Here is a 21,401-nt window from a genome sequence, read left to right on the forward strand (position 1 = left end):
TTTGAGGCATCAAAGTAGGAATATAGATGAAAATTTTATTCGGAGTCATGTGTTATTCTAAGAAATCTTTTAGACGTTTGCTTCTGCTAGGATGACGTAACTTCCTAAGCGCTTTGGCTTCGATTTGACGGATTCTTTCTCTTGTGACACCGAAGACCTTACCTACCTCTTCTAAGGTGCGCGTACGTCCGTCATCTAGCCCAAAACGTAATCGTAATACATTCTCTTCACGATCAGTGAGTGTATCTAAGACGTCTTCAAGTTGTTCTTTTAGCAGTTCATAAGCAGCAGCATCTGAAGGTGCTAATGCGTCTTGGTCTTCGATAAAATCACCCAAGTGTGAATCATCCTCTTCACCAATCGGTGTTTCTAAGGATACGGGTTCTTGTGCAATCTTGAGTATTTCTCTCACCTTATCTGGAGAGAAATCCATTTCTTCAGCCACTTCTTCTGGTGAAGGCTCACGACCAAGTTCTTGTAGTAACTGTCTCTGTACTCTAATTAACTTATTAATGGTTTCAACCATATGAACTGGAATACGGATGGTCCTTGCTTGGTCGGCAATGGCACGTGTGATTGCTTGACGTATCCACCAAGTGGCATAAGTACTGAACTTATAGCCTTTTCGGTAATCGAACTTCTCAACCGCTTTAATGAGACCCATGTTACCTTCTTGGATGAGGTCAAGGAATAACATCCCTCTTCCTACATAACGTTTTGCGATGCTGACGACAAGTCGTAGGTTGGCCTCAGCTAGTCGACGCTTAGATTCCTCATCGCCTTCTTCAATACGCTTCGCGAGTTCTATCTCTTCATCAGCGGAGAGAAGTGGGACCCTTCCTATTTCTTTGAGGTACATACGAACGGGGTCGTTAATTTTGATTCCCGGTGGTACTGAAAGGTCATCCATTTTAAAGGCGTCTGCTTCTTCATCCGTTACTGGAAGTTGCATATCGTCTTCGTCTTCAGACTCATTGATGACTTCAATACCTTGTTCATTGAGATATTCATAATATTCATCTATTTGATCTGCATCTTGATCAAATACAGACAATTTATCGATAATTTCTTTATACGTCAAAACACCACGTTTCTTACCGATTTCCATGAGTTGATCCTTCACTTGTTCTAAAGTAAGCTCTGGATCTTGGTGACGCGTTTGTTGATCAGCCATCACATACTCCCTCCTTCCTCTTTTTTACGGAACTGTTTTCTATCTCTATCTATCAATGAATGATACGTGTGAACTATTTTTATCTTGCTTCATCCTAGCCTGCATTTCCATGATTTCTTTGGCCACATAAGCTGCTTGTAAGATATCTCCCTGACGTTCGAGTCTTCTCTTGAAATCCTCCTTCTCCTTTAAACGTAGATGAAATGGATACGTAAGAATTTCTTTAATATAATCTCTGATGACCTGGTCTGATGGATCAGGTTCAATGGATAATATAGATAATTGCGTTGCGAGTTGAATCAGTTCAGGGTCTTCAAGCTTTGAGAGAAACATTTGTATATCCGGCTCATGACCTTCTGCATAGAATGCATACAGGTAAGCAGCTAAAGCACTGTGTTCATCTATGTTAAAGTCGCTGCCTACTTCCTCACGCACATTATGAGCAACTTCAGCACTCTGAAGCATATGAGCAAGTAAATGACGTTCTGCATTATGGTAGGCAGGAAACATTTGTTTTGCGACCAAATGTTTGCCATTATTTCTACTATTATTCCACTTATCGCTTGCTTTATCCCTGTTCTCTTTGCTTTTTTGTGTTCTAAAGATCTGATACTGCTCCTGTTTAAGAGCATCTAGAGATAAAGAAAATTCCTGGGCTATTTGTCTCAGATAATGATCTCTTTCGACCGCCCTGTTCAATCGGCTGATAAGATCGAGTGCTTCCTGGACGTAAGCCATACGCTCTTCGTCATCTTGTAAGTTACGTCCTTTACGGAGTGCATCTAGGCGAAACGCCGTATGTGACTTCGCTTGTTGAAGTACATTTTTTTGAAATGTCACAGCCCCGTGCGATTGAATGTAGTCATCTGGATCAACACCATCAGGTAATGCTGCAACCTTTATCAAGCATCCCTGTTTTTCTAATACATCATGTGCACGTGTCATCGCGTTAATACCCGCTTGATCACCATCAAAACAGAGGATGACTTTTTCACTATTACGTTTGATCACCCGTGCTTGATCCTCAGAAATTGACGTTCCTAAAGGCGCTGTTGCATTCGTCACACCCGCCTGCCATGAAGATATCACATCAATAAAACCTTCATATAGAATCGTTGTTTGATTCTGCCTGATATCAGGCCTTGCTCTGTGAAAGTTAAAGAGCAATTGGCTTTTATGAAATAGCGGTGTCTCTGGTGAATTGAGATATTTTGGTTGGTCTTCTCCCAAAGTACGACCACCAAAAGCGATCACTTGACCCTGTGCATCCTTAATCGGAAACATCACACGATTACGGAAGCGATCAAAATAACGATGACCATCCCCCTTCGCTAATAAACCTGCTTTCTCCATCAAATCTAAAGGATACTGACGTTTGTCTAAAAAGTTTGTGAGGAAATCCCAAGAATCTGGAGCAAAGCCAATTTCAAACTCAGTTAAAGTCTCCAGCTTAAAACCTCTATCCTGGAGATACTTTCTCGCTGGTGCTCCTTCTTTTCTTTCCATTAACATATGGTGAAACAGCTGTGCTGCGAGATGATGCGCCTTTTGCATGTTCTCTTTTTCTATGTTTCTCTGTTTGAGACGCCCTTCCTGATTCGGGTCTAAATGAACGGAAACACCCGTTTTTTCTCCGAGAGAGCGCACAGCTTGCGGGAATGTGTAACCTTCCATTTCCATAAGAAAAGAGAAGACATTACCACCTGCCCCACATCCGAAACAATGATAAAATTGTTTTTCATGAGAAACTGAAAAAGAAGGCGTCTTTTCATTGTGAAATGGGCACAGCCCTAAATAATTTCTTCCACTTTTTTTGAGATGTACATATTCACCAATAATGTCTACAATATCAACCTTACCAGTGATATGGGAAATTGTTTCTTCGGTTATTGGTTTACTCATAGCACCATCCCTACAAAAGCAGTTCGGTATAAAGTATTCGTCAGCTCTTCTCTATTTCCTGCTAGGTTCGACATTTTTTTGCGTGGTACATTTTGGCATTGCAACAAATGCCGACATGTCTTATTAAGTAAGGTTCTACCCCTCTCATACCTACTACGAAAGGATTTTAAACTCTTCCTTTGGTTGTTGCTTATGAACTATTTCTACAATCTTTCCTAAAATCCTTCTTTCGGGAACATGTTTTCATCATTCAACGTATGTCGAATATTGTCGAAAAAAATCACCCACTCATTCTAACATGTTCACCCCAGTGTCTCAACTATTTCTATTATTATGATTGCCTCTTTCTTCAAAAAAAAACTTGACTTTTTTATTTTTTTTGTTCTTTCTTTTCTACATTCATTCTATTTCTCGATCATAGCGTACATTCCTGCTTTTTGCTATAAAAAAGAAAATCCTCTTTTTTCCTTTAGATAGGAATTCAGAGGATCTAGACTGAAGTCGTCCCAGATTAAGATATATCAGTATTAAAACTTGTTGCCAATACTTATTAACCCCTCACTATCGTTTAGCTTCAAATGCACTAACTCACTTTCAAATTACTTTCTAATATCTTTTCTTATTCGCTCAAGAATAATATTTGCCGTTTCTTCTACGGCTTTATTGGAAACATCGACCGTATGACAGCCGATTTGATCCATAATATTGTTCGCGTACTGTAATTCTTGTTGAATGCGGTTCACATTTGCATAGTTAGCTTCCGCTTGCAAGCCTAATGCTTTCAGACGTTCTGTTCTTATTTCGTTTAGTTTCTCCGTATTAATGGTAAGTCCTATACATTTACTAGGATCCATTCTGAACAGTTCTTCAGGTGGGGCTACTTCGGGTACAAGGGGCACGTTCGCCACCTTGACACGTTTGTGTGCCAAGTACATGGACAACGGTGTCTTAGACGTCCTAGATACCCCGACAAGGACGATATCGGCACGAAGGAGTCCTCTAGGATCTCTTCCGTCGTCATACTTTACGGCAAATTCGATGGCTTCCACTTTTCTGAAGTAATCTTCATCTAGTTGGTGAACCATCCCTGGTCGAAAGCGTGGCGGCTCCTGGTACAGCAATTGTAAAGCATCTAACATCGGCCCCATAATATCAACCACTTTAACGCCAGCGCTCTCCGCTTCTTTTAAAAGGTGTGTTCGTAGTTCGGGGACGACGAGTGTAAAGGCAATAATAGCACGTTGATCAATGGCCATACCGATCACTTCATCAATGGTAGCCGTATCTTCAACGTAGGGGACTCTCCTTAGTTCTATTTGAGACATATCAAATTGGCTACCAGCCGCGCGCGTGACAAGCTCCGCTGTTTCACCTACTGAGTCTGATACAATCAACACCTTAGGTCTCTCTGGACTACTCATTCCTTTCCTCCTCTCGATGGACTATAATCCTTCATTACCTAATTCTACATACGCGTTTGTGATATTTGTTTTAGTCACTCTACCTATAATATTCATTTTTCCTTGCTCTTTGTCATCCTCAACGACCACTGGAAGGGCATCGACTTGGTAACGTATTAACTTCGTCGCGGCATCATGTAGCGACTCCTCTGGATAGGTTATGACTAGGTTCGGCATCCGCGTCATGATAATACTCACGGGTATTTCCTCTAGACTCTGCTTTCCTATCGCAGAGCGGAGTAAGTCTTTTCGAGATACAACCCCCACTAGGTGGTTATCTTCATCAACGACAAATAATGTGCCCACATCCTCTAAGAACATGGTGCATATACAATCATACACTGTCGCATTTTCCCGTACTAAAACGGGTACGGATTTGACTTCATTCACTGTTTTATTCTTAATACTTTCGCCAATAGCTTGTAAAGTTGATTTACCGGAGTAAAAATAGCCTACTCTTGGTCTCGCATCAAGAATCCCTGCCATCGTTAAAATTGCCAGGTCCGGGCGCAAGGTGGCTCTGGTTAAGCTGAGCTTATCTGCTATATGTTCTCCCGTAATAGGACCCTCGTCTTTAACGATTTGCACGATCTTCTCTTGTCTACTCGTCAGTTCGATGACCATCACCACCTTCGTTCTAAAAACGTCATACTGTCCTTTTATCATATCATATGTGGCCACTGCAAAAAACATAAGAAGGGAAGGACTTCGCCTTCCCTCCCTTTCATGTGCTCATTTATATATATTTATATCAATCAGGTTAACGTGTTATTTATTTGGAAAGACGAGTGTCGTGAAGTCTGCGTACTCATGTATTAAAGTACTCACTTGAACGATGAGCGAAAGGCGGTTATACCGAACGTGTTCATCATCGACCATGACCATGACATCATCGAAGAAGGCGTCAATAGGAGCTCTCAACGTTGTTAATGTATGATAGGCCGCTTCCCACTCTCCTTGTTTCATATGCTTATCGAAGGTTTCTTTGACAGATAAGTAGGCATCGTAAAGGGCTTGTTCTTCTTTTGTCGTAAAGCGTTCTGGTTGGACAGAGACGTCTCGATCCATCTTCTTAGCAAGATTATGCACCCGTGTGAAAGCCTCCACCTGCGATTTCAAGTCTTCCGTATCGAGCTGAACGCTGATGACCTTCCCTTTCGCAAGAACTGCGTAGGGCGCCACTTCATGTTGTGCACCTACTGCATCAATCACATCATAACGAATCCCTGTCTCTTGCAACTGATTTTTCAGTCTCTGTGAGAAGAAAGAGGCGAGGTCTTCCATTACCTCGTCAGCTCCACGTTTTAACAGTTGGCGGTTATGGAAAGCGTCTATCGCCACTTGAAATAACTCGGTCATTGTGATAGACCACTTTTCTGCAAGCATGATTTGTACAATCCCCGATGCTTGACGTCTTAACGCGTATGGGTCCTGCGATCCCGTCGGTATGATGCCAATTGAAAAGCAACCCACAATGGTATCAATCTTATCGGCGACACTTAATATGCCACTCACCATGTTTTCAGGGAGGTCATCCCCTGCAAATCGTGGTTTATAATGTTCCTGAATCGCTTGGCTGACTTCTTGAGACTCTCCAGCGAGCTTGGCATACTCCTGGCCCATTCTACCCTGTAATTCTGTAAATTCATTAACCATCTGTGTGACCAAATCAAATTTACATATTTCCGCTGCACGCTCGAGTGACTTTGTTTCATCGCCCTGCATGCCCACTTTTGCCGCTAAAGAAGCTGAAATTTCACGTATACGGCGTACTTTGTCCCCTATTGTTCCAAGCTCCTCGTGGAAAACAACATTCTCCAGTTGCGATAAAGCTGTTGAGATAGCCAGTTTTTTGTCTTCATCGTAAAAGAATCTGGCGTCTGATAGCCTTGCCCTTAACACTTTTTCATTCCCTTTGGCCACGATGCCTTTAGGATCAACATCACCGTTCCTCACAGTCACAAAATAAGGTAGCAATGTGCCTTGTTGATCTTGGACAGGGAAATAACGCTGATGCTCCTTCATGGTCGTAATGAGCACCTCATCCGGTAGCTGTAAAAACGCCTCGTCATACTTACCGTAAAGCACAGTTGGATACTCAACGAGATGTGTGACTTCGTTCAGTAGTGAATCATCTAATGGGATATGCCAATCCATCTCTGCAGCCAATTGCTCAAGTTGCGTTTGGATCGCCTGTTTTCTTTCCACATGGTCAGCGATGACAAAATGTTTTTGTAACGCGGTGGCGTACTCATTCGGCGTGTGGATTGTTATGGCTTCTCCAAGAAAACGATGGCCATATGATTGGTTACCTGTGTTCACGCCTACGATATTGAAAGGAATGACCTCTTCACCGTAAAGGGCAAGAAGCCAACGTATCGGACGAACGTAACGTAAATCATAACTGCCCCAACGCATGTTTTTAGGGAATGTAAGCGAGAGGATAATCTCTCTTAGTTGAGGGAGCAGTGACAGCGTCGCTTCACCTTTTGTTTCCTTCGTTGCGTAGATATACTCTTCGCCTTTAAACGCTTTGAAGTATAGTTGCTCTGGATCCACACCTTGTCCCCGTGCAAAGCCTAACGCTGCTTTTGACCAAGCACCATTCTCGTCCACGGCAATCTTTTTGGCAGGACCCTTAGATTCTTCTACTTGATCCTGTTGTTTCTCGTTCACGTTTTCAATCAGTACGGCTAGTCGGCGGGGAGTGGCAAAAGTTTTGACGCTACCAATAGAAACGCGGTGATCTTCAAAAAATGCTGTCATTTTATTTTTGAGCTGTTCAATTGCATCATCTATAAAACGAGCCGGCATCTCCTCAAGTCCAACTTCTAGTAGTAAAGGCTTATGACTCATGTTGATCCCCCCCTCTATTCTTCATCATTGGGAAGCCTAACTTCTCTCGTTCCTCGTAGTATACTTGGGCACAACGACGTGATAAATGACGGACACGGCCGATGTAGCCCGTACGTTCCGTCACGCTAATAGCCCCACGTGCGTCTAAAAGGTTAAACGTATGTGAGCATTTAAGAATGTAATCATACGCTGGAAAAACTAAATTCTCATCTAATATTCTCTTGGCCTCTTGCTCGTACATATTGAACAGCTGAAATAACATTTTACTGTCAGACACCTCAAACGTATATTTAGACTGTTCATACTCGGGCTGATGAAAGACATCACCCCACTTGTATCCATCGACCCATTCTAGTTCAAACACGTTTTCTTTATCTTGAATATAAGACGCTAGACGCTCTAGCCCGTATGTAATTTCTACGGATACAGGGGAAGCTTCTAATCCTCCAACCTGTTGGAAATACGTAAACTGCGTCACTTCCATGCCGTCTAACCAAACTTCCCAACCTAATCCTGCAGCGCCCATGGTTGGATTCTCCCAGTTGTCCTCTACAAATCGAATATCATGCTCTAGAGGGTCTATGCCAAGCTCTTTCAAGCTATCGAGATAAAGTTCTTGGATGTTATCTGGAGAAGGTTTCATCACCACTTGAAACTGATGGTGTTGGTATAAACGGTTAGGGTTCTCTCCATACCGACCATCCACAGGACGTCTGGAAGGTTCAACATAGGCCACATTCCATGGCTCAGGGCCAATCGTTCTCAGAAATGTCATCGGGTTTAATGTTCCTGCTCCTTTTTCAACGTCATAAGGCTGCACTAATAAGCAATTCTGTTCACTCCAATAGCGCTGTAAAGTTAATATCATATCCTGATAATTCATGTGTACACCTCCAAATGTAGTACGGTAAAAGACATATGAATGCATATAAAAAACCCCACGCCTCTATGTCAGTGACATAGGGACGAGAGGTTGAATTCCCGCGGTTCCACCCTACTTGGTAGCGGATCATAAATCAGCTACCCTCTTTTATCATCGTTGCTCAGGAGCGCCACTTCCGTCATTGCAATTCAATATGTATGGGATTGACGTATTTTGCTATATGTTATCTTACTCTTTTTGCTTCGGCGTGTCAAATGATCGTTACACAGGCTTTGCTTTTTACATCCATTTAGACATTTGTTCTAAAAAGTCGCGTGTTTTAAGACGTAAAGGCGTATGCTGGTCCATAAAATGCCAGAGTACTTCTCTCAGCTGTGTCTTGGTCTCTGTTTTTACTTTGATATGGCCCAGTTGATGTGGTTGAACCTGCGATAACAATCGTAACACTTTAAACGTCCCGGGTGTGAGATCAATACGTTGCTGATCCATATGCGTGCATCTATGGCACAGAAATCCACCCTCAACCACACTGAAGGAAAAGGTTCCCTCTGTGGCGCCACAAGACACACATTGACTGAGTTCTGGTCTATACCCTCCGTACACTAACATCTTTAACTCGAAAAGCCTTGCCAATATCTCGGGATCTTTCTCATCTTCTAATTGTTTAAACAGTTCTATGATCATTTGAAAAATGTACTCACTGGCATCATGCTCTTCGGTTAAGCGGTGAAGTAAGTCTGCAAAGTATGCGGCATAAGACGTTTTAGTCAGGTCTTGTCTCAAATCACGAAATGACTCAATCATATCACCTTGGGATAAAGTCCCCATCCCTTTAGCCGTTCCTCTATAGAACATATAGTGACCGTAGGTGAAAAGTTGAGACACGGAAGAGAGGCGGCTTTTTGGTTTTTTCGCCCCTCTGGCCATTAAACTGATTTTTCCCGCTTCTCTTGTATACACGGTGAGTATTTTGTTCCCCTCACCATAATCCTTCGTCTTAATAATCAGACCTTCAATTTTTATAAGCATTCTAACACCTGCTTTGTGTTCATTGCAGGTAAGGTTTCCCCACTTGATTAAGTGATGCTTACCTCTTTCTCTTCTTCAAACTCAACATCTTTTTCATAATGTTCGTCATGATCTTGGCAATCAGTTCCAGTACACTCTTTATATAAGAGATAAGCTTCAACATTCCCAGTCGTCGAAAAAACGTTCCACGAATAGTCTCGCATCGAATCATTCCTTTCGTTTAGACTGAAATCTCCCGATATACATTAAGGTGTACCTTCCTGCTCAGAACTATGCTTCATAAATGTTGACAGTTTTTAGTCAGTGCGTTCATTGTTTGGGCTTGATCTGGGGTTAGGTTTGTTTTGGTTAGGTTTTGATGGTTTAGATCACACGACGTTATTCGTCATCATGATAACCAAAGTTCTTCAGGTAATGCTGACGATTTCGCCAGTCTTTTTTCACCTTGACCCACAGCTCTAAATACACGCGATTGCCTAACAGCCGTTCTATATCATGTCGGGCACGTTTTCCTACTTCCTTCAACACACTTCCGTTTTTACCGATAATGATCTTTTTCTGTGAGTCTCTTTCTGTGTAAACGACGGCACTGATATAGATCGTATCTTCACGCTCGCCGGGTTTCATCTGCTCAATTTCCACTGCAATGGAATGGGGCACCTCTTCTCTAGTGAGAAAAAGTATCTTTTCTCTGATCAGCTCAGCTACAACGAACCTCTCGGGATGGTCTGTGACCTGATCCGCCGGATAATACTGTGGTCCTTCTGGCAGTCGTTGAATGATTTGTTCTAGTAATGTATTCACATTATTCCCTTGAAGTGCGGAAATAGGCACAACTTCGGCAAACGTATACATATTCGAATACTGTTCAATAACCGGTAAAAGGTCATGTGGATGGACCTGGTCTATTTTATTCAGGACTAACAGGACAGGTGTTTTTACTTCCTTCAGTTGTTCAATGATAAACGTATCCCCTGGACCGAGCTTTTCTGTCACATCGATTAAAAAGAGCACCACATCAACTTCCTTTAAGGTGCCGGTAGCCGAGTTGACCATAAAGTCGCCTAGCTTCGTTTTCGGTTTATGTATCCCCGGGGTGTCAATAAATACAATTTGGCCTGTATCTGACGTATAGACTCCCTGAATTTTATTTCGTGTTGTTTGGGGTTTATCTGACATGATCGCTATTTTTTGCCCAATAACGTGATTAATTAATGTAGACTTACCGACGTTCGGACGGCCGATGATAGATACAAACCCTGATCGGTAACCTTTTTTTTGCTCGAGCATTGACATGTGTTTCCTCCTCATTTACGCTATACACTTTCTTTGTGAAGTGTGATGTCATCATTTCAATTTCATTCACTTTCACTTACATTCAACATAGCTCCTTTATGATGTCTTTTGGCCTTGACCGGTTCAATCGGTAGCTAAATCATCTTTGGTAAAGGCTCCGGGCAACAGTTCACTGACCGTTGTTTCAAACACTTTTCCTTGTAGATTAGTGAGGTATACAGGCATGTCTGAAGGACAGAGTTCTGCTAGGACTTGTCGACACGCACCACAGGGAGGGACGGGCCGTTCAGTATCTGCGGCTACGGCTAGTGCTTTAAATGTTTGATCTTCTTTTGGGTATTGTGAGAGAGCTGAGAATACGGCTGTTCGCTCCGCACAATTACTTAAACTATAAGCCGCATTTTCAATATTGCCCCCCAAAATAATTTTATCCGTTGTTGTAAGTAAAGCAGCCCCCACTAAAAAATTAGAATATGGGGCGTAAGCTAAGGTTCTCGCTTCAACCGCTTTATCCATTAAGGTTTTCTTTAACTGATCTTCCATATGTTCTCTACTCCTTTACATGTCGTCTTTGCTTTTAATATTCATACGAAGCTGAACGTCTAGGTCTGTATTTTCTTGCATTTGTTTCAAGATACGTTCGGTGTCTTGTTCTACGTCATGACTGGTTTTTAAAATAGGATACTTCTGTGACCGAGGGACCACAACCCCACCTGATATGATATATTTTAACCCTTGTTCAACCGTCATATCGAGGAACGTTACATCTTCCTTCGGAACCAACACGAGCCAACCTGAAGTCGGATTAGGGGTCGTTGGAAGAAAGACATTATAACATTCTTGACTTGTCTTTATTTGCACCTCACCTTTTGATTCTCCTGTCAAAAAGCCGATGGTGTATATCCCCGGGCGAGGATATTCAACAAGGACCACTTTTTTGAAGGAGGAACGGTCTTGTATAAGGGCAGTAATAACTTGTTGGACGGTTGAATACACACTTCTGGCGATGGGTATTTTTTTAAACGTGTGTTCCGTTAGTTGGATGATTCTCTTACCCGTCAGTCCCTTGGTCACATATCCCACACCGATTAGAATAACGATCATAAGTACGAACCCAATACCTGGGATACGTTCTTCAAAAGACCACCCTAAGACAACAAATTCGTTTGTATTCGTTTTTGTTGTCAGTCCGAGCCAATACATGATTTGGGTTACGGCATTACCGAGAATACGGTCTACAGATCTGAAGGCGATCTGTAAAACGTAAATGGTCACTAATGCAGGCAATAAAGCAATCAAACCCATGACCAAGTAATGACGTATTTGCTTTATCATATGGCCACGCTACCCCTTCCTTTTTTTTAACCAAAATAAGAAAAAGATGATAAGCACTAACGTAATCATGATGGTCTCAACGGGTATGGTGACCGGAAGAGAGAGCAGGTCTACAATCGGGGGGATAAACACGTATACGCCGATAATCGTTGCAAACAGGGCAGCAAAAAGGACGGCACCTGCCGCTACATCTTTGGCGATCTTAGCATTCTGATGATAGTCCTCAGTGATGAGATCGACCACCTTTTCAACTGCGGTATTCATCAGTTCCATACACATGACCAACACGATGGAGGAGAAAACAAATAACAACTGATAGGTAGAAACGTCTAAGAAAACGGAAAGGAGAAGAACGAATACGCTAACGGCGAAGTGTATTTTCATATTTTGTTGGGTTTGGAATACGTATACGATGCCTTCGATCGCGTATTTAAAACTTTGTAGGACCTCTTTCATCTCCCTGTACCACCTTCTTTATCTCACTAGACCATGCTTCTCTAATATTTCTTCTTGTCTGGAAAACATCTCTTGGGCTTCCGCTTCTGATTCATGGTCGTAGCCAATCAAATGCAGAAAACCATGAACAACGAGAAACCCTAATTCACGTTCAAAGGAGTGGCCATACTCTGTGGCCTGTTCTTGTGCCCTCGGTATGGAAATAATGATATCTCCTAACATCCGTGGCTCACCTTCTGCCAGAAAGATATCATCATCGTCCTCCATCGGAAAGGACAAAACATCTGTCGGCTTATCCTTTTCCCGATATGAGAGATTTAATTCTTGTATTTCTTTCAGATTTACAAGTGTGATGGATACTTCGCCTTGTTCAATATGCTCTACTTTTGCGGCTGTTTGTAGCAGTTCTTCTATTAAGTTCTGTTGTTCACCTGTGATATATTGGTGCTTGTCCGTTAAGAGTATTTCGACCATACATGATGTATCCTTTCTGTTTCATATTGTCTGCTAAGCAGAGTGATGCGTGGAGGTCTTATCAGCATTTTTATTTTGCTTTTGTTTATCAGCACGCTCTTGACCTTGGTCCTGATCTTTGTGCTTTGTTTTCTGAGTCGCTTTATCCTTATCCTCAGGATACTCGATCCTAGAATGGAATATACCCTGTAAGGTTTCACACATCGCTCTGGCTACTTGATCCAACTCCTTAAGCGTCAGGTCACATTCATTAAACTGTCCGTCTTCTAAACGATCACGAATGATCTGTCTTACCAGGTTCTCAATACGTTCTGGTGAAGGCTTTGACAGAGAACGAACAGCCGCCTCAATACAATCAGCAATCCCAACGATAGCGGATTCCTTAAACTGCGCCTTCGGTCCTGCATAGCGGAACTCTCTCTCTGTGACTTCGCTATCATTATCCTGCTTGGCCTTATGATAGAAATATTTTAGCAGTGTCGTCCCGTGATGCTGTTCGGCAATATCCTGAATCGCTTTAGGTAGCCCATGTTCTCTTAACATTTGTGCACCATCTTTGGCATGGGCTGTGATGATGGTCTTACTCAAGTGCGGTGCTATTTTATCATGGGGATTTTCCATGTTCATCTGATTTTCTATAAAGAAATGAGGACGCTTTGTCTTACCTACATCATGGTAATAAGCTCCTACTCTCGCTAGTAAACCGTTACCCCCAATCGCTTCGGTAGCCGATTCTGCCAAGTTAGCTACCATGACACTATGATGATAGGTGCCTGGTGCCTCTATCAATATTTTACGTAAGAGAGGTTGATTTGGATTAGATAACTCTATAAGTTTCATGGGCGACAGGATTCTAAAAGCAGCTTCAAAGAATGGCATGAGGCCAATAGTTAGAATGGAAGCTAATATACCATTAAAGAAGCCAAAAGTGAGTTTCCCGGTAAACGCCACCCCATCAGCAGGCACACTCTGTAACAGTGTCACCGCACAGATAGCTACCATGGTGACGACTGAAATGACAAATCCTGCCTGTAAAATCTTTGTTTTTCGTGTCGCTTTACCTAAGAAGAATGCCCCCGCTACCCCACTAAAAATGGTGACGATCCCATATGAAATATCAATATGCGCAGAGGTCGTACCGTTGAGCAGGACGGCTGCGAGTAAACCAAATATAAAGCTACTAAATATGGCAATTCTTTGGTGGATTAACATGGTCATGAGCATGGTACCGAGTGAAATCGGGGTGATAAACCCGATGCCAATGTAATCCAAAGTTTGGAACAAATAAATCACTTTCATGACGATGACATTGATCAAAACAATGACGATATACATCAATAAGGTCGCATTATTATACTGTATCGATAAGTCAGAGAAGGAGATATAGTAAGCCAGTAACGCAATAATGAGCGTGATAAAGAGAGCCAACCCTAAATACGGATATTCATTCGCAGACTCACTTAACATACCGACCAATCGGAGTTTGCGTATATCTTCTTGATCGATAAAATCCCCTTCAGATACAATCAGTTCACCCTCACGTATCATGTCGCTAGGCACCTGATCCCGTGCTTCCTCGCGCAAACGATCGGTTTCTTCTTGGTCAATGAGATAGTTGGGAACAATGCTAGCCTCAGCCATTTCATAGGATAATTGGCGTAAACGCTCGTCCAAGCTAGAGACAACGAGTGAGTCCCTTACACGCTGATAGGCATGTTCAAGCCCGTCATTCTGTCTCCTGACCCCACCATCCATGACTTCATAGACAATACTGGTGGTAACACGTCTTAACGTGTCAATTTCTTCTATGGGATATGATAAGAAAGCATCATACGAACCCTCACTTATGTCATAGCTTATCACTTCTTCAATGGCTTGCCTTTTTTCACTCGCTGAAGATTCCTCATCATCTAGTATGTCCTTAATATCGTTAAAAGTGTTATCAAGTTCTCGGGTCTGGCTATTGGTGATGCTGTCATCTTTGGTATACACCGCCTCAACCTCTTTAGCGGCTGCGTCTCTCTTACGTTGCGTTTCTTCTTCATCCACAACTGTAACAGGTGAGACGATGTCATGTGTCGGCCTTGAACCTATCGAAACATCTACCACTTCAGGAGCAATATTTCCGACCATAAAAAGATAAAGAATGACCCCTAGGATAAGGTAAAGGGCCACTCGTACAAAAGCGTTATTTTTCCATCTCTTTATGAGTGCTGAGTTTTCAGCATGATGTAAAGACTTTTTCATGTTTCTCCCCTCAGTTTCCTAGGTTCCCCTTTGATAACTCTCCGAAGATAATTGGACTAGGGCTTCACAGTGTCTTGCTCGTAAGCGTTAATTATACGACCCACTAATGGATGTCGGACAACATCCGCTTGCTGTAAGTATATAAAACTTAGGCCATCAACACGATTTAATTTTTGTTCTGCTTCCACCAACCCAGACTTTTTCCCCTTGGGAAGGTCAATTTGGGTGATGTCGCCCGTGATAATCATTTTAGAGCCAAAACCAAGTCGTGTGAGGAACATTTTCATTTGTTCAGGCGTGGTATTTTGCGCCTCGTCAAGAATCACAAAGCTATCGTCTAACGTACGTCCTCTCATGTAGGCCAGGGGCGCAATCTCAATAATCCCCCGCTCAAGGTATTTGGCAACAGGTTCTGCGCCTAATACATCGTACAACGCGTCATATAGAGGTCTGAGATACGGATCTACTTTTTCCTGAAGGTCTCCAGGTAAAAACCCTAAGTTCTCTCCCGCCTCAACTGCTGGGCGTGTGAGCACAATTTTCTCCACAGTTCCTTTTTTAAGCGCGGCGGTCGCTAATACCACTGCCAAGTATGTTTTACCCGTTCCGGCTGGTCCAATGCCAAAGACGATGTCATTTTTATTAATCGCCGTTACGTAGTGTCTTTGACCGAGGGTTTTGACACGGATGGGCTTTCCTTTGATGTTCGTTGCAATTTCTTGGTCAAATAGTTCGGTAAGCTCTTCCACCATTCCCTGTTTTGCTAATTCTGTTGCATAAATGATATCCCTTTCAGACAGCTGGATACCTGAACGGATGAGGTGGAGTAAGACATCAAATAACGGTTTGACCATTTCAATGGACTCATGAGCACCAACGATACTGACTTCTTCATTTCTGACTTGTACAACAATATCGAAAGCTTTCTCAATTTCCTTCAGAAAGCGGTCTTGTGGGCCGAATAACTTTGGTGTTTCTTCTGGATCGATGACTTGTAATTTTATTTGTTCTGCATTCTTTTGCAACAGGCCTCAATCTCCTTGAATGATGATTTGTTCTGATGCAATGTTTTCTATCACTGTATAATGCATCTTTATATACACTTTACCACTGTCCACTTGCTTTCGCAAAACTTTTTCTTCCTGTATTTCCGCGTCAGGTGGGAGTTTGCGCGTGATTTTTTCACGGGCTAATTTGGCTCCCAAATCAACGGCTTCCTCTTCCGTAAGTATATGTTGTACTTCATTGGTCTCTTTTATGTCTTTAATCTGCCAGCCAATCGGAAATGTCCACTTTTTCCAATGGAGTTGATGTAAAGTTTCTTCAGTGCGAGAAGAGGAAAATGTAGGATCTTTGAATCCCCAAACTTTTAGCGCCCATTCGCCGAAAGTGAGATAGTACTCCTTCGTTCTTTCACCCGTTTGCCTTTCACTATTTTGCTCTAAGGGCACTGAAATACTGCCCTCATACCACACTTCACCCCATACCTCTCCGGTGGCTGCCACAACCTGAGGTTCTTCTTCCGTTCCAATGATGCCTGATACTAAAATATCACCTGGCTGCACATATTCATTCTGCTTGACGAGTGCTTGCCCCTGTTCTACAAACATACGGTGTATAATCGCTTTCTTCTTAGCCACTAAGTGTCTGGGATTAGGCCTATCTTCAATTTCAGGTAATGTTTTTTCAACAACTTTCAGCCTTGCCGTAGTCCCTTCAAAACGAAAACCAACCCAAGTTGTGTCTGGGATCACTTCCATGATTTTGCGCTGAATCGTTTGATAATCCTCAACTTGAAATTTAAAACTCCCGGGTTTCACACCCAAGTTGGCAAGTTCCTGTTTAATCACCTGCTCATCTTCAGGTAGCTGTACCCCCTCAATCTCTACAAACCAGATCATCGACGAAAGCAGGTACAGTAAAAGCCCAAAAGTGACAATACCCAAAGTAAAACCTAACCGTCGGCGGATGTTTTTAAATGCAAACGGCAACCCGTTCTTTTTGATAATCCTGACACGACAGCCTGTCTCCTTTAAAAGCGCTCGAAGCTTAAAGAAATGCTCTATGGTCATGGAGACGGTTGCGACATGTTTATTCTGTCTTTGTATGTCCCAAGCTGCAAATCTTTGGTTCATCATTCGGTTAATGAGTCTTTCGAGCTTTTCCCCTTTGATTTCTATTGTGACGTACCCTAACCACCAATGTAACATTTCTTCATTACTCATCCCGCCGATCCTCCTCATGACTTAATCCCTTATATATGACCCTTTGTCCACCACTCGTGCTTAAGAGACACCTGGTCCACCTTTATGGCTGGTTATTTTTCACTTGATCCAAGTACTGAATTTCACGTATGAATCCTTCTAATAGCACCTCTTCAGGGAGGATTTGACGTATAACGAAGCGCTCCCCGCGTACCAATAACTGACCTTTATTACTCAATAAAAGCCGAAGCTCATCACTATGGAAAACCAGGACGCCTCGGTGATTCTCTATATACATCTGTAATGGTCCAATCATCGTGATACGGGGCAGATCTAAAACAACATCTTGAGGTAAATCGAGTACACCAGCTGACCAGCGTTTTAATTTTCTGTGTAGTTTCCGCATCGCCATGCCTCCTTCCCCTCTCTTAATGATGTTATGCAAGACAGGTTGCCTTGTATGCCTGCATTTTAAGCGATGCCTCCTTTCACAATCTATAAGATAATTGCCATTTGAAGCTTATGATTTGCCATTTGAAGCTTATGATTGGTTATGAGATCAGCGGGCAGACAAAAAAGGCCTATCTCTACATATGTAGAAATAGGCTTGTTTCTTTTTCCTTTATTGCGAATGTCGACGCACTTGGTACCGATTTGTACGGTGCGGGTCTCTAGATCGTGGCGGACCTAGGATTTGAGACCACACGATCCCTTGTGTGACTGACTTTTTACCCATATGCTTGAAGTCGAGGATATCTTTTGCTTTCTTCGAATAGTACTCAGCCTCGGACCGTAACGTTTCAGTCATTTCTTCCAAATCCCCAATTTGATCCGTCACAGCCATATCACTCACTGCACTGTCAACAGTCGTATTTGCAGACCGAAGCTCCTCATAACGTCTTTGAGCCTCCGTTTGTTTGGGTGACTCTTGGTTACGACGTCGTTGATCATCCAGAGCCGATGACGCTTTCGTTCCCTCTCTTTGCTGTTGTGGGCGCTGATTTGTATTCTCTCGATCCCCTACGGTTTCCCAGGGAATCTCAATAGGGCCAGCCGTTGGCCTGGGCGCCCGCTGTGGGGATGGTGTGTGATCATCCTGAGGCTCCCTTTTCTTGTTAAAAATCCCTGCTAGAAACCAAAAGAGTAATACTAAGTAAAATACATTACCTAGTAGAAATTCGATAAGATTAGCCACTGGACATTCCTCCAGTATTTACGTATTAAGGACGTTGTTGTCCGTCATCATTGTCGTTTTGATCTTCACCTTGTGTCACTTTGCCGATGGATTCGCGCATACCTGTATCGGCCATGACATTTTGCAGGTTCATATAATCCATAACGCCGATATTACCAGAACGTAACGCTTCTGCCATCGCTTGAGGCACTTCTGCTTCTGCCTCTGTCACTTTCGCTCTCATTTCTTCTACGCGTGCTTTCATCTCTTGCTCAGAGGCAACAGCCATAGCACGACGTTCTTCTGCTTTCGCTTGTGCAATTTTCTTGTCTGCTTCGGCTTGATCCGTTTGTAATTCGGCCCCGATGTTCTTACCGATATCAACGTCTGCTATATCGATCGATAGCATCTCAAACGCGGTACCTGCATCTAAGCCTTTATCTAACACAGTTGTCGATATAAGATCAGGGTTTTCTAAGACCGCCTTGTGTTTATCAGCAGAACCAATGGTGGATACGACACCCTCACCAACACGGGCAATGATGGTTTCTTCACCTGCACCACCGACTAAACGGTCAATATTGGCACGAACGGTAATTCTCGCTTTTGCTTTCACTTCAATTCCGTCAAGAGCCACACCGGCAATCCAAGGTGTTTCAATGACTTTAGGGTTAACGCTCATCTGTACAGCCTCTAAGACATTACGGCCAGCAAGATCGATTGCTGCAGCACGCTTAAAGTCAATTTCAATATTGGCACGATGAGCTGCGATTAATGCGTCCACAACTCTATCGACGTTACCACCAGCAAGATAGTGACTCTCTAGTTGATTCGTAGACAGTTCAAGACCTGCCTTTCTTGCTTTAACAAGTGGTGCCACCACACGTCTTGGGATAACACCACGTAGCCTCATCCCTACGAGGGTGAAGATACCAATTTTAACTCCAGCCGCAAGGGCTGAAATCCAGAGTCCTAATGGTACAAACGTGAAGAAAATAGATAGGACTATAAATCCGACAACGATTGCACCTAATAAAAATATCGTATTAGCATCCATTCGTACATCCTCCTTATACTAGACTGTTTCTATATGTGAAAGGGATAGACCCTATTCAACCTCATCTGATTGAACAACTTCCGTGACCATGATTCTCGTCCCTTCTACTTTTTGTACTCGGACTTTTGTTCCTTTTTCTAAAGGACGGCCACTGCTGACGACATCATAGTCTTCTCCTTCGATTCTAGCGGTACCAGCCGGGCGGAGCTTAATTAGCGCGATCCCTTCCTTACCGAGGAGTTTCTCTCGTTTTACTTGATGTTCCCCTGCATCTGATTCCACCTCTTCCTGCAATACGAGCTTCGACCAGAACCCTCTCTTATTAAGGTACTTACTCAGTATCACGATACCAATGACAGAGACGATAATCGAAATGCCAACAGCTCTCAACCCCGTTTCAATATCGACACTGGCTAAGGTGAGACTGGCGAAAACGGATACAATCCCTAGTATCCCGAAGAGGCCAAAACCGGCACTGATAACCTCGAGCATGATAAAGACCAACCCCAACCCGAACAGTATCAGTGCTTCCCATCCTGCAAACCCGGCAATCATGTGCCCGAAAAAGAAGAGAAGTAACGAGCAGAGTCCAACGGCCCCCGGTATACCGAAGCCAGGACTATACAGCTCTAGTATAAGGCCCAAACTGGCTAATGACATTAGAATTGAGGCCACAACGGGGTGTGTAATAAACCGGGCTAACTGTTCCGCGAAAGTGAGCTCAACCTCTACAATGGTCGGATTCTCAAGACCTAGATAGTGATATACACCCTCTAAAGAATCTGTTATCTCTTCAGCATAACCGTGTTCGAGTGCAGTGTTAGCATTGAAGGATAAGGGTGTGCCTTGAGTGGTAAGTCCCTCGATTTCCATGTCGGGATCAACCATAGCCTTAGCGTAGAGGGGATCACGCCCTTGTGCCTCAGCGGCTCCAGCCATCCCTTCAATCCACATGGACATCGCTTTCGCGTCTCCAGCATTGCCTTCCATATCAACCACTGTCGCTGATCCCATCGTTGCTGTCGGTACCATCACAATGTTGTCAGCGTTGAGGGAGATATACGCCCCTGCCGAAATGGCACTTGGATCGACGAAAACGGTAATGGGAATCTGCGTTTGCCTCAGCAGGTTGCCGATATCGAGTGCAGCATCCACGGCGCCACCAGGTGTGTTCATATGAATGATGATGTGATCGGCTTGATCCTCCCTCGCTGCACTAAAGGCCCGTTCCATATAAGCGTGGAGCCCTTTCTCTATCGTTTCCTCAACGTAAACGATATACACCAGCGAGTCCTCAGACTGAGCATCAGATATCATCGGTGCCAGCATTGTAAATCCTAATGATAAGATAATGGTAAGATAAATAGCAATTCTTATGTACTTTAACGTATACTTGTTCATATAACACCTCCATCTGTCCTATTGTCCCTATTATACCAAAATATACAAAGGGACATAACTCTATTCACAATAAAGATAGTTGTGCTAGAACTCCATCTTGGTCAAACAACTTTGATGGTGTCTCACGGTCCATACTATTTATACGGTGTGACAAAGTCGGGGTTTCACTCATTTTTCTATGTTTTGATGTTGGGGTAAGGAGCACAAGCTCCTTACTCCCATGATGCTACAAATAGACAATTTACTCGTTTTATGCGATGTTGGGACGTGCTTACGGCCGCTCTTACTCAGGCCTTCTTTTTATTGATACCGTGAGGGTAACGAAGGCCTTCATAAAGGCGGTAGATAAACCCTCCAGCACATCCCTTCATCCCACCCCAACATATATTGTAGAGCCCTAAAAAATGTCAGAGTACCTGAAAAAAGCACTTTGTCTATACAGACAAAGTGCTT

20 protein-coding genes are annotated in these 21,401 nt (G+C 43.1%); all 20 read right to left on the reverse strand.

From position 1 onward, the window contains the following. Window positions 1-52: 52 nt before the first annotated feature. The 20 genes from rpoD to JKM87_RS12370 all read right to left on the reverse strand — a co-directional run bounded on the left by rpoD (window position 53) and on the right by JKM87_RS12370 (window position 20,948). Complete coding sequence (gene rpoD / locus JKM87_RS12275) at window positions 53-1,174, reverse strand: RNA polymerase sigma factor RpoD (RefSeq protein ID WP_202080668.1); 1,122 nt, start codon at window positions 1,172-1,174, stop codon at window positions 53-55. Window positions 1,175-1,219: 45 nt separating this feature from the next. Then, a complete protein-coding gene (gene dnaG / locus JKM87_RS12280) occupies window positions 1,220-3,076 on the reverse strand; it encodes a DNA primase (RefSeq protein WP_202080669.1) in 1,857 nt (618 codons plus the stop codon). A gap of 599 nt (window positions 3,077-3,675) precedes the next feature. Beyond that, window positions 3,676-4,497, reverse strand: coding sequence for a pyruvate, water dikinase regulatory protein (locus JKM87_RS12285; protein WP_202080670.1), 822 nt, complete (start codon window positions 4,495-4,497; stop codon window positions 3,676-3,678). Between the two features lie 21 nt (window positions 4,498-4,518). Next, window positions 4,519-5,160: a transcriptional regulator CcpN gene (locus JKM87_RS12290; protein WP_236838804.1), complete on the reverse strand. Its 642-nt coding sequence runs from the start codon at window positions 5,158-5,160 to the stop codon at window positions 4,519-4,521. Between the two features lie 144 nt (window positions 5,161-5,304). Next, complete coding sequence (glyS, locus tag JKM87_RS12295) at window positions 5,305-7,392, reverse strand: glycine--tRNA ligase subunit beta (RefSeq protein WP_202080671.1); 2,088 nt, start codon at window positions 7,390-7,392, stop codon at window positions 5,305-5,307. Beyond that, window positions 7,382-8,275 (reverse strand): glycine--tRNA ligase subunit alpha, encoded by an 894-nt coding sequence (gene glyQ / locus JKM87_RS12300; protein WP_202080672.1) that lies wholly within the window; start codon window positions 8,273-8,275, stop codon window positions 7,382-7,384. The genes glyS and glyQ overlap by 11 nt, the downstream gene beginning before the upstream one ends. 279 nt (window positions 8,276-8,554) lie before the next feature. Further along, window positions 8,555-9,304, reverse strand: a complete 750-nt coding sequence (recO, locus tag JKM87_RS12305) for a DNA repair protein RecO (RefSeq protein WP_202080673.1) — start codon at window positions 9,302-9,304, stop codon at window positions 8,555-8,557. Between the two features lie 47 nt (window positions 9,305-9,351). Beyond that, complete coding sequence (locus tag JKM87_RS12310) at window positions 9,352-9,507, reverse strand: YqzL family protein (protein ID WP_202080674.1); 156 nt, start codon at window positions 9,505-9,507, stop codon at window positions 9,352-9,354. A gap of 175 nt (window positions 9,508-9,682) precedes the next feature. After that, window positions 9,683-10,594 (reverse strand): GTPase Era, encoded by a 912-nt coding sequence (gene era / locus JKM87_RS12315; protein WP_202080687.1) that lies wholly within the window; start codon window positions 10,592-10,594, stop codon window positions 9,683-9,685. 129 nt (window positions 10,595-10,723) lie between these two features. Further along, window positions 10,724-11,143 (reverse strand): cytidine deaminase, encoded by a 420-nt coding sequence (gene cdd / locus JKM87_RS12320; protein ID WP_202080675.1) that lies wholly within the window; start codon window positions 11,141-11,143, stop codon window positions 10,724-10,726. 15 nt (window positions 11,144-11,158) lie between these two features. Continuing rightward, window positions 11,159-11,935: a DUF502 domain-containing protein gene (locus tag JKM87_RS12325; RefSeq protein ID WP_202080676.1), complete on the reverse strand. Its 777-nt coding sequence runs from the start codon at window positions 11,933-11,935 to the stop codon at window positions 11,159-11,161. A 9-nt stretch (window positions 11,936-11,944) separates the two neighbouring features. Further along, complete coding sequence (locus JKM87_RS12330) at window positions 11,945-12,391, reverse strand: diacylglycerol kinase family protein (protein WP_202080677.1); 447 nt, start codon at window positions 12,389-12,391, stop codon at window positions 11,945-11,947. Between the two features lie 18 nt (window positions 12,392-12,409). Beyond that, window positions 12,410-12,865, reverse strand: a complete 456-nt coding sequence (gene ybeY / locus JKM87_RS12335) for an rRNA maturation RNase YbeY (RefSeq protein WP_202080678.1) — start codon at window positions 12,863-12,865, stop codon at window positions 12,410-12,412. Window positions 12,866-12,898: 33 nt separating this feature from the next. Next, entirely contained in the window at window positions 12,899-15,112 is a 2,214-nt protein-coding gene (locus JKM87_RS12340; protein WP_202080679.1) for an HD family phosphohydrolase, read from the reverse strand. Between the two features lie 56 nt (window positions 15,113-15,168). Then, on the reverse strand, window positions 15,169-16,137 hold the full coding sequence (locus tag JKM87_RS12345; RefSeq protein ID WP_202080680.1) for a PhoH family protein: 969 nt from the start codon (window positions 16,135-16,137) through the stop codon (window positions 15,169-15,171). A 6-nt stretch (window positions 16,138-16,143) separates the two neighbouring features. Beyond that, entirely contained in the window at window positions 16,144-17,337 is a 1,194-nt protein-coding gene (yqfD, locus tag JKM87_RS12350; protein WP_202080681.1) for a sporulation protein YqfD, read from the reverse strand. 82 nt (window positions 17,338-17,419) lie between these two features. Continuing rightward, window positions 17,420-17,722 (reverse strand): sporulation protein YqfC, encoded by a 303-nt coding sequence (yqfC, locus tag JKM87_RS12355; RefSeq protein ID WP_202080682.1) that lies wholly within the window; start codon window positions 17,720-17,722, stop codon window positions 17,420-17,422. 216 nt (window positions 17,723-17,938) lie between these two features. Next, window positions 17,939-18,511 carry a hypothetical protein gene (locus JKM87_RS12360; RefSeq protein WP_202080683.1) on the reverse strand — a complete coding sequence of 191 codons (573 nt, stop codon included), beginning with the start codon at window positions 18,509-18,511 and terminating at the stop codon, window positions 17,939-17,941. Window positions 18,512-18,536: 25 nt separating this feature from the next. Further along, a complete protein-coding gene (gene floA, locus JKM87_RS12365) occupies window positions 18,537-19,547 on the reverse strand; it encodes a flotillin-like protein FloA (protein ID WP_202080684.1) in 1,011 nt (336 codons plus the stop codon). Window positions 19,548-19,598: 51 nt separating this feature from the next. Beyond that, on the reverse strand, window positions 19,599-20,948 hold the full coding sequence (locus JKM87_RS12370) for an NfeD family protein (RefSeq protein ID WP_202080685.1): 1,350 nt from the start codon (window positions 20,946-20,948) through the stop codon (window positions 19,599-19,601). Window positions 20,949-21,401: the final 453 nt, after the last annotated feature.

The organism is Caldalkalibacillus salinus, assembly GCF_016745835.1.
Taxonomy (GTDB): Bacteria; Bacillota; Bacilli; order Caldalkalibacillales; family JCM-10596; genus Caldalkalibacillus_A; species Caldalkalibacillus_A salinus.

Excerpts from the sequence above, each read along its gene's own strand:
- JKM87_RS12285 (WP_202080670.1), bottom strand. The coding sequence starts at position 4,497 with ATGAGTAGTCCAGAGAGACCTAAGGTGTTGATTGTATCAGACTCAGTA.
- JKM87_RS12325 (WP_202080676.1), bottom strand. The coding sequence starts at position 11,935 with ATGATAAAGCAAATACGTCATTACTTGGTCATGGGTTTGATTGCTTTA.
- dnaG (WP_202080669.1), bottom strand. The coding sequence starts at position 3,076 with ATGAGTAAACCAATAACCGAAGAAACAATTTCCCATATCACTGGTAAG.
- recO (WP_202080673.1), bottom strand. The coding sequence starts at position 9,304 with ATGCTTATAAAAATTGAAGGTCTGATTATTAAGACGAAGGATTATGGT.
- JKM87_RS12310 (WP_202080674.1), bottom strand. The coding sequence starts at position 9,507 with ATGCGAGACTATTCGTGGAACGTTTTTTCGACGACTGGGAATGTTGAA.
- JKM87_RS12340 (WP_202080679.1), bottom strand. The coding sequence starts at position 15,112 with ATGAAAAAGTCTTTACATCATGCTGAAAACTCAGCACTCATAAAGAGA.
- yqfD (WP_202080681.1), bottom strand. The coding sequence starts at position 17,337 with ATGAGTAATGAAGAAATGTTACATTGGTGGTTAGGGTACGTCACAATA.
- glyQ (WP_202080672.1), bottom strand. The coding sequence starts at position 8,275 with ATGAATTATCAGGATATGATATTAACTTTACAGCGCTATTGGAGTGAA.
- JKM87_RS12290 (WP_236838804.1), bottom strand. The coding sequence starts at position 5,160 with ATGGTCATCGAACTGACGAGTAGACAAGAGAAGATCGTGCAAATCGTT.
- glyS (WP_202080671.1), bottom strand. The coding sequence starts at position 7,392 with ATGAGTCATAAGCCTTTACTACTAGAAGTTGGACTTGAGGAGATGCCG.
- cdd (WP_202080675.1), bottom strand. The coding sequence starts at position 11,143 with ATGGAAGATCAGTTAAAGAAAACCTTAATGGATAAAGCGGTTGAAGCG.
- floA (WP_202080684.1), bottom strand. The coding sequence starts at position 19,547 with ATGGATGCTAATACGATATTTTTATTAGGTGCAATCGTTGTCGGATTT.
- ybeY (WP_202080678.1), bottom strand. The coding sequence starts at position 12,865 with ATGGTCGAAATACTCTTAACGGACAAGCACCAATATATCACAGGTGAA.
- yqfC (WP_202080682.1), bottom strand. The coding sequence starts at position 17,722 with ATGCGGAAACTACACAGAAAATTAAAACGCTGGTCAGCTGGTGTACTC.
- rpoD (WP_202080668.1), bottom strand. The coding sequence starts at position 1,174 with ATGGCTGATCAACAAACGCGTCACCAAGATCCAGAGCTTACTTTAGAA.
- era (WP_202080687.1), bottom strand. The coding sequence starts at position 10,594 with ATGCTCGAGCAAAAAAAAGGTTACCGATCAGGGTTTGTATCTATCATC.
- JKM87_RS12330 (WP_202080677.1), bottom strand. The coding sequence starts at position 12,391 with ATGAAAGAGGTCCTACAAAGTTTTAAATACGCGATCGAAGGCATCGTA.
- JKM87_RS12370 (WP_202080685.1), bottom strand. The coding sequence starts at position 20,948 with ATGAACAAGTATACGTTAAAGTACATAAGAATTGCTATTTATCTTACC.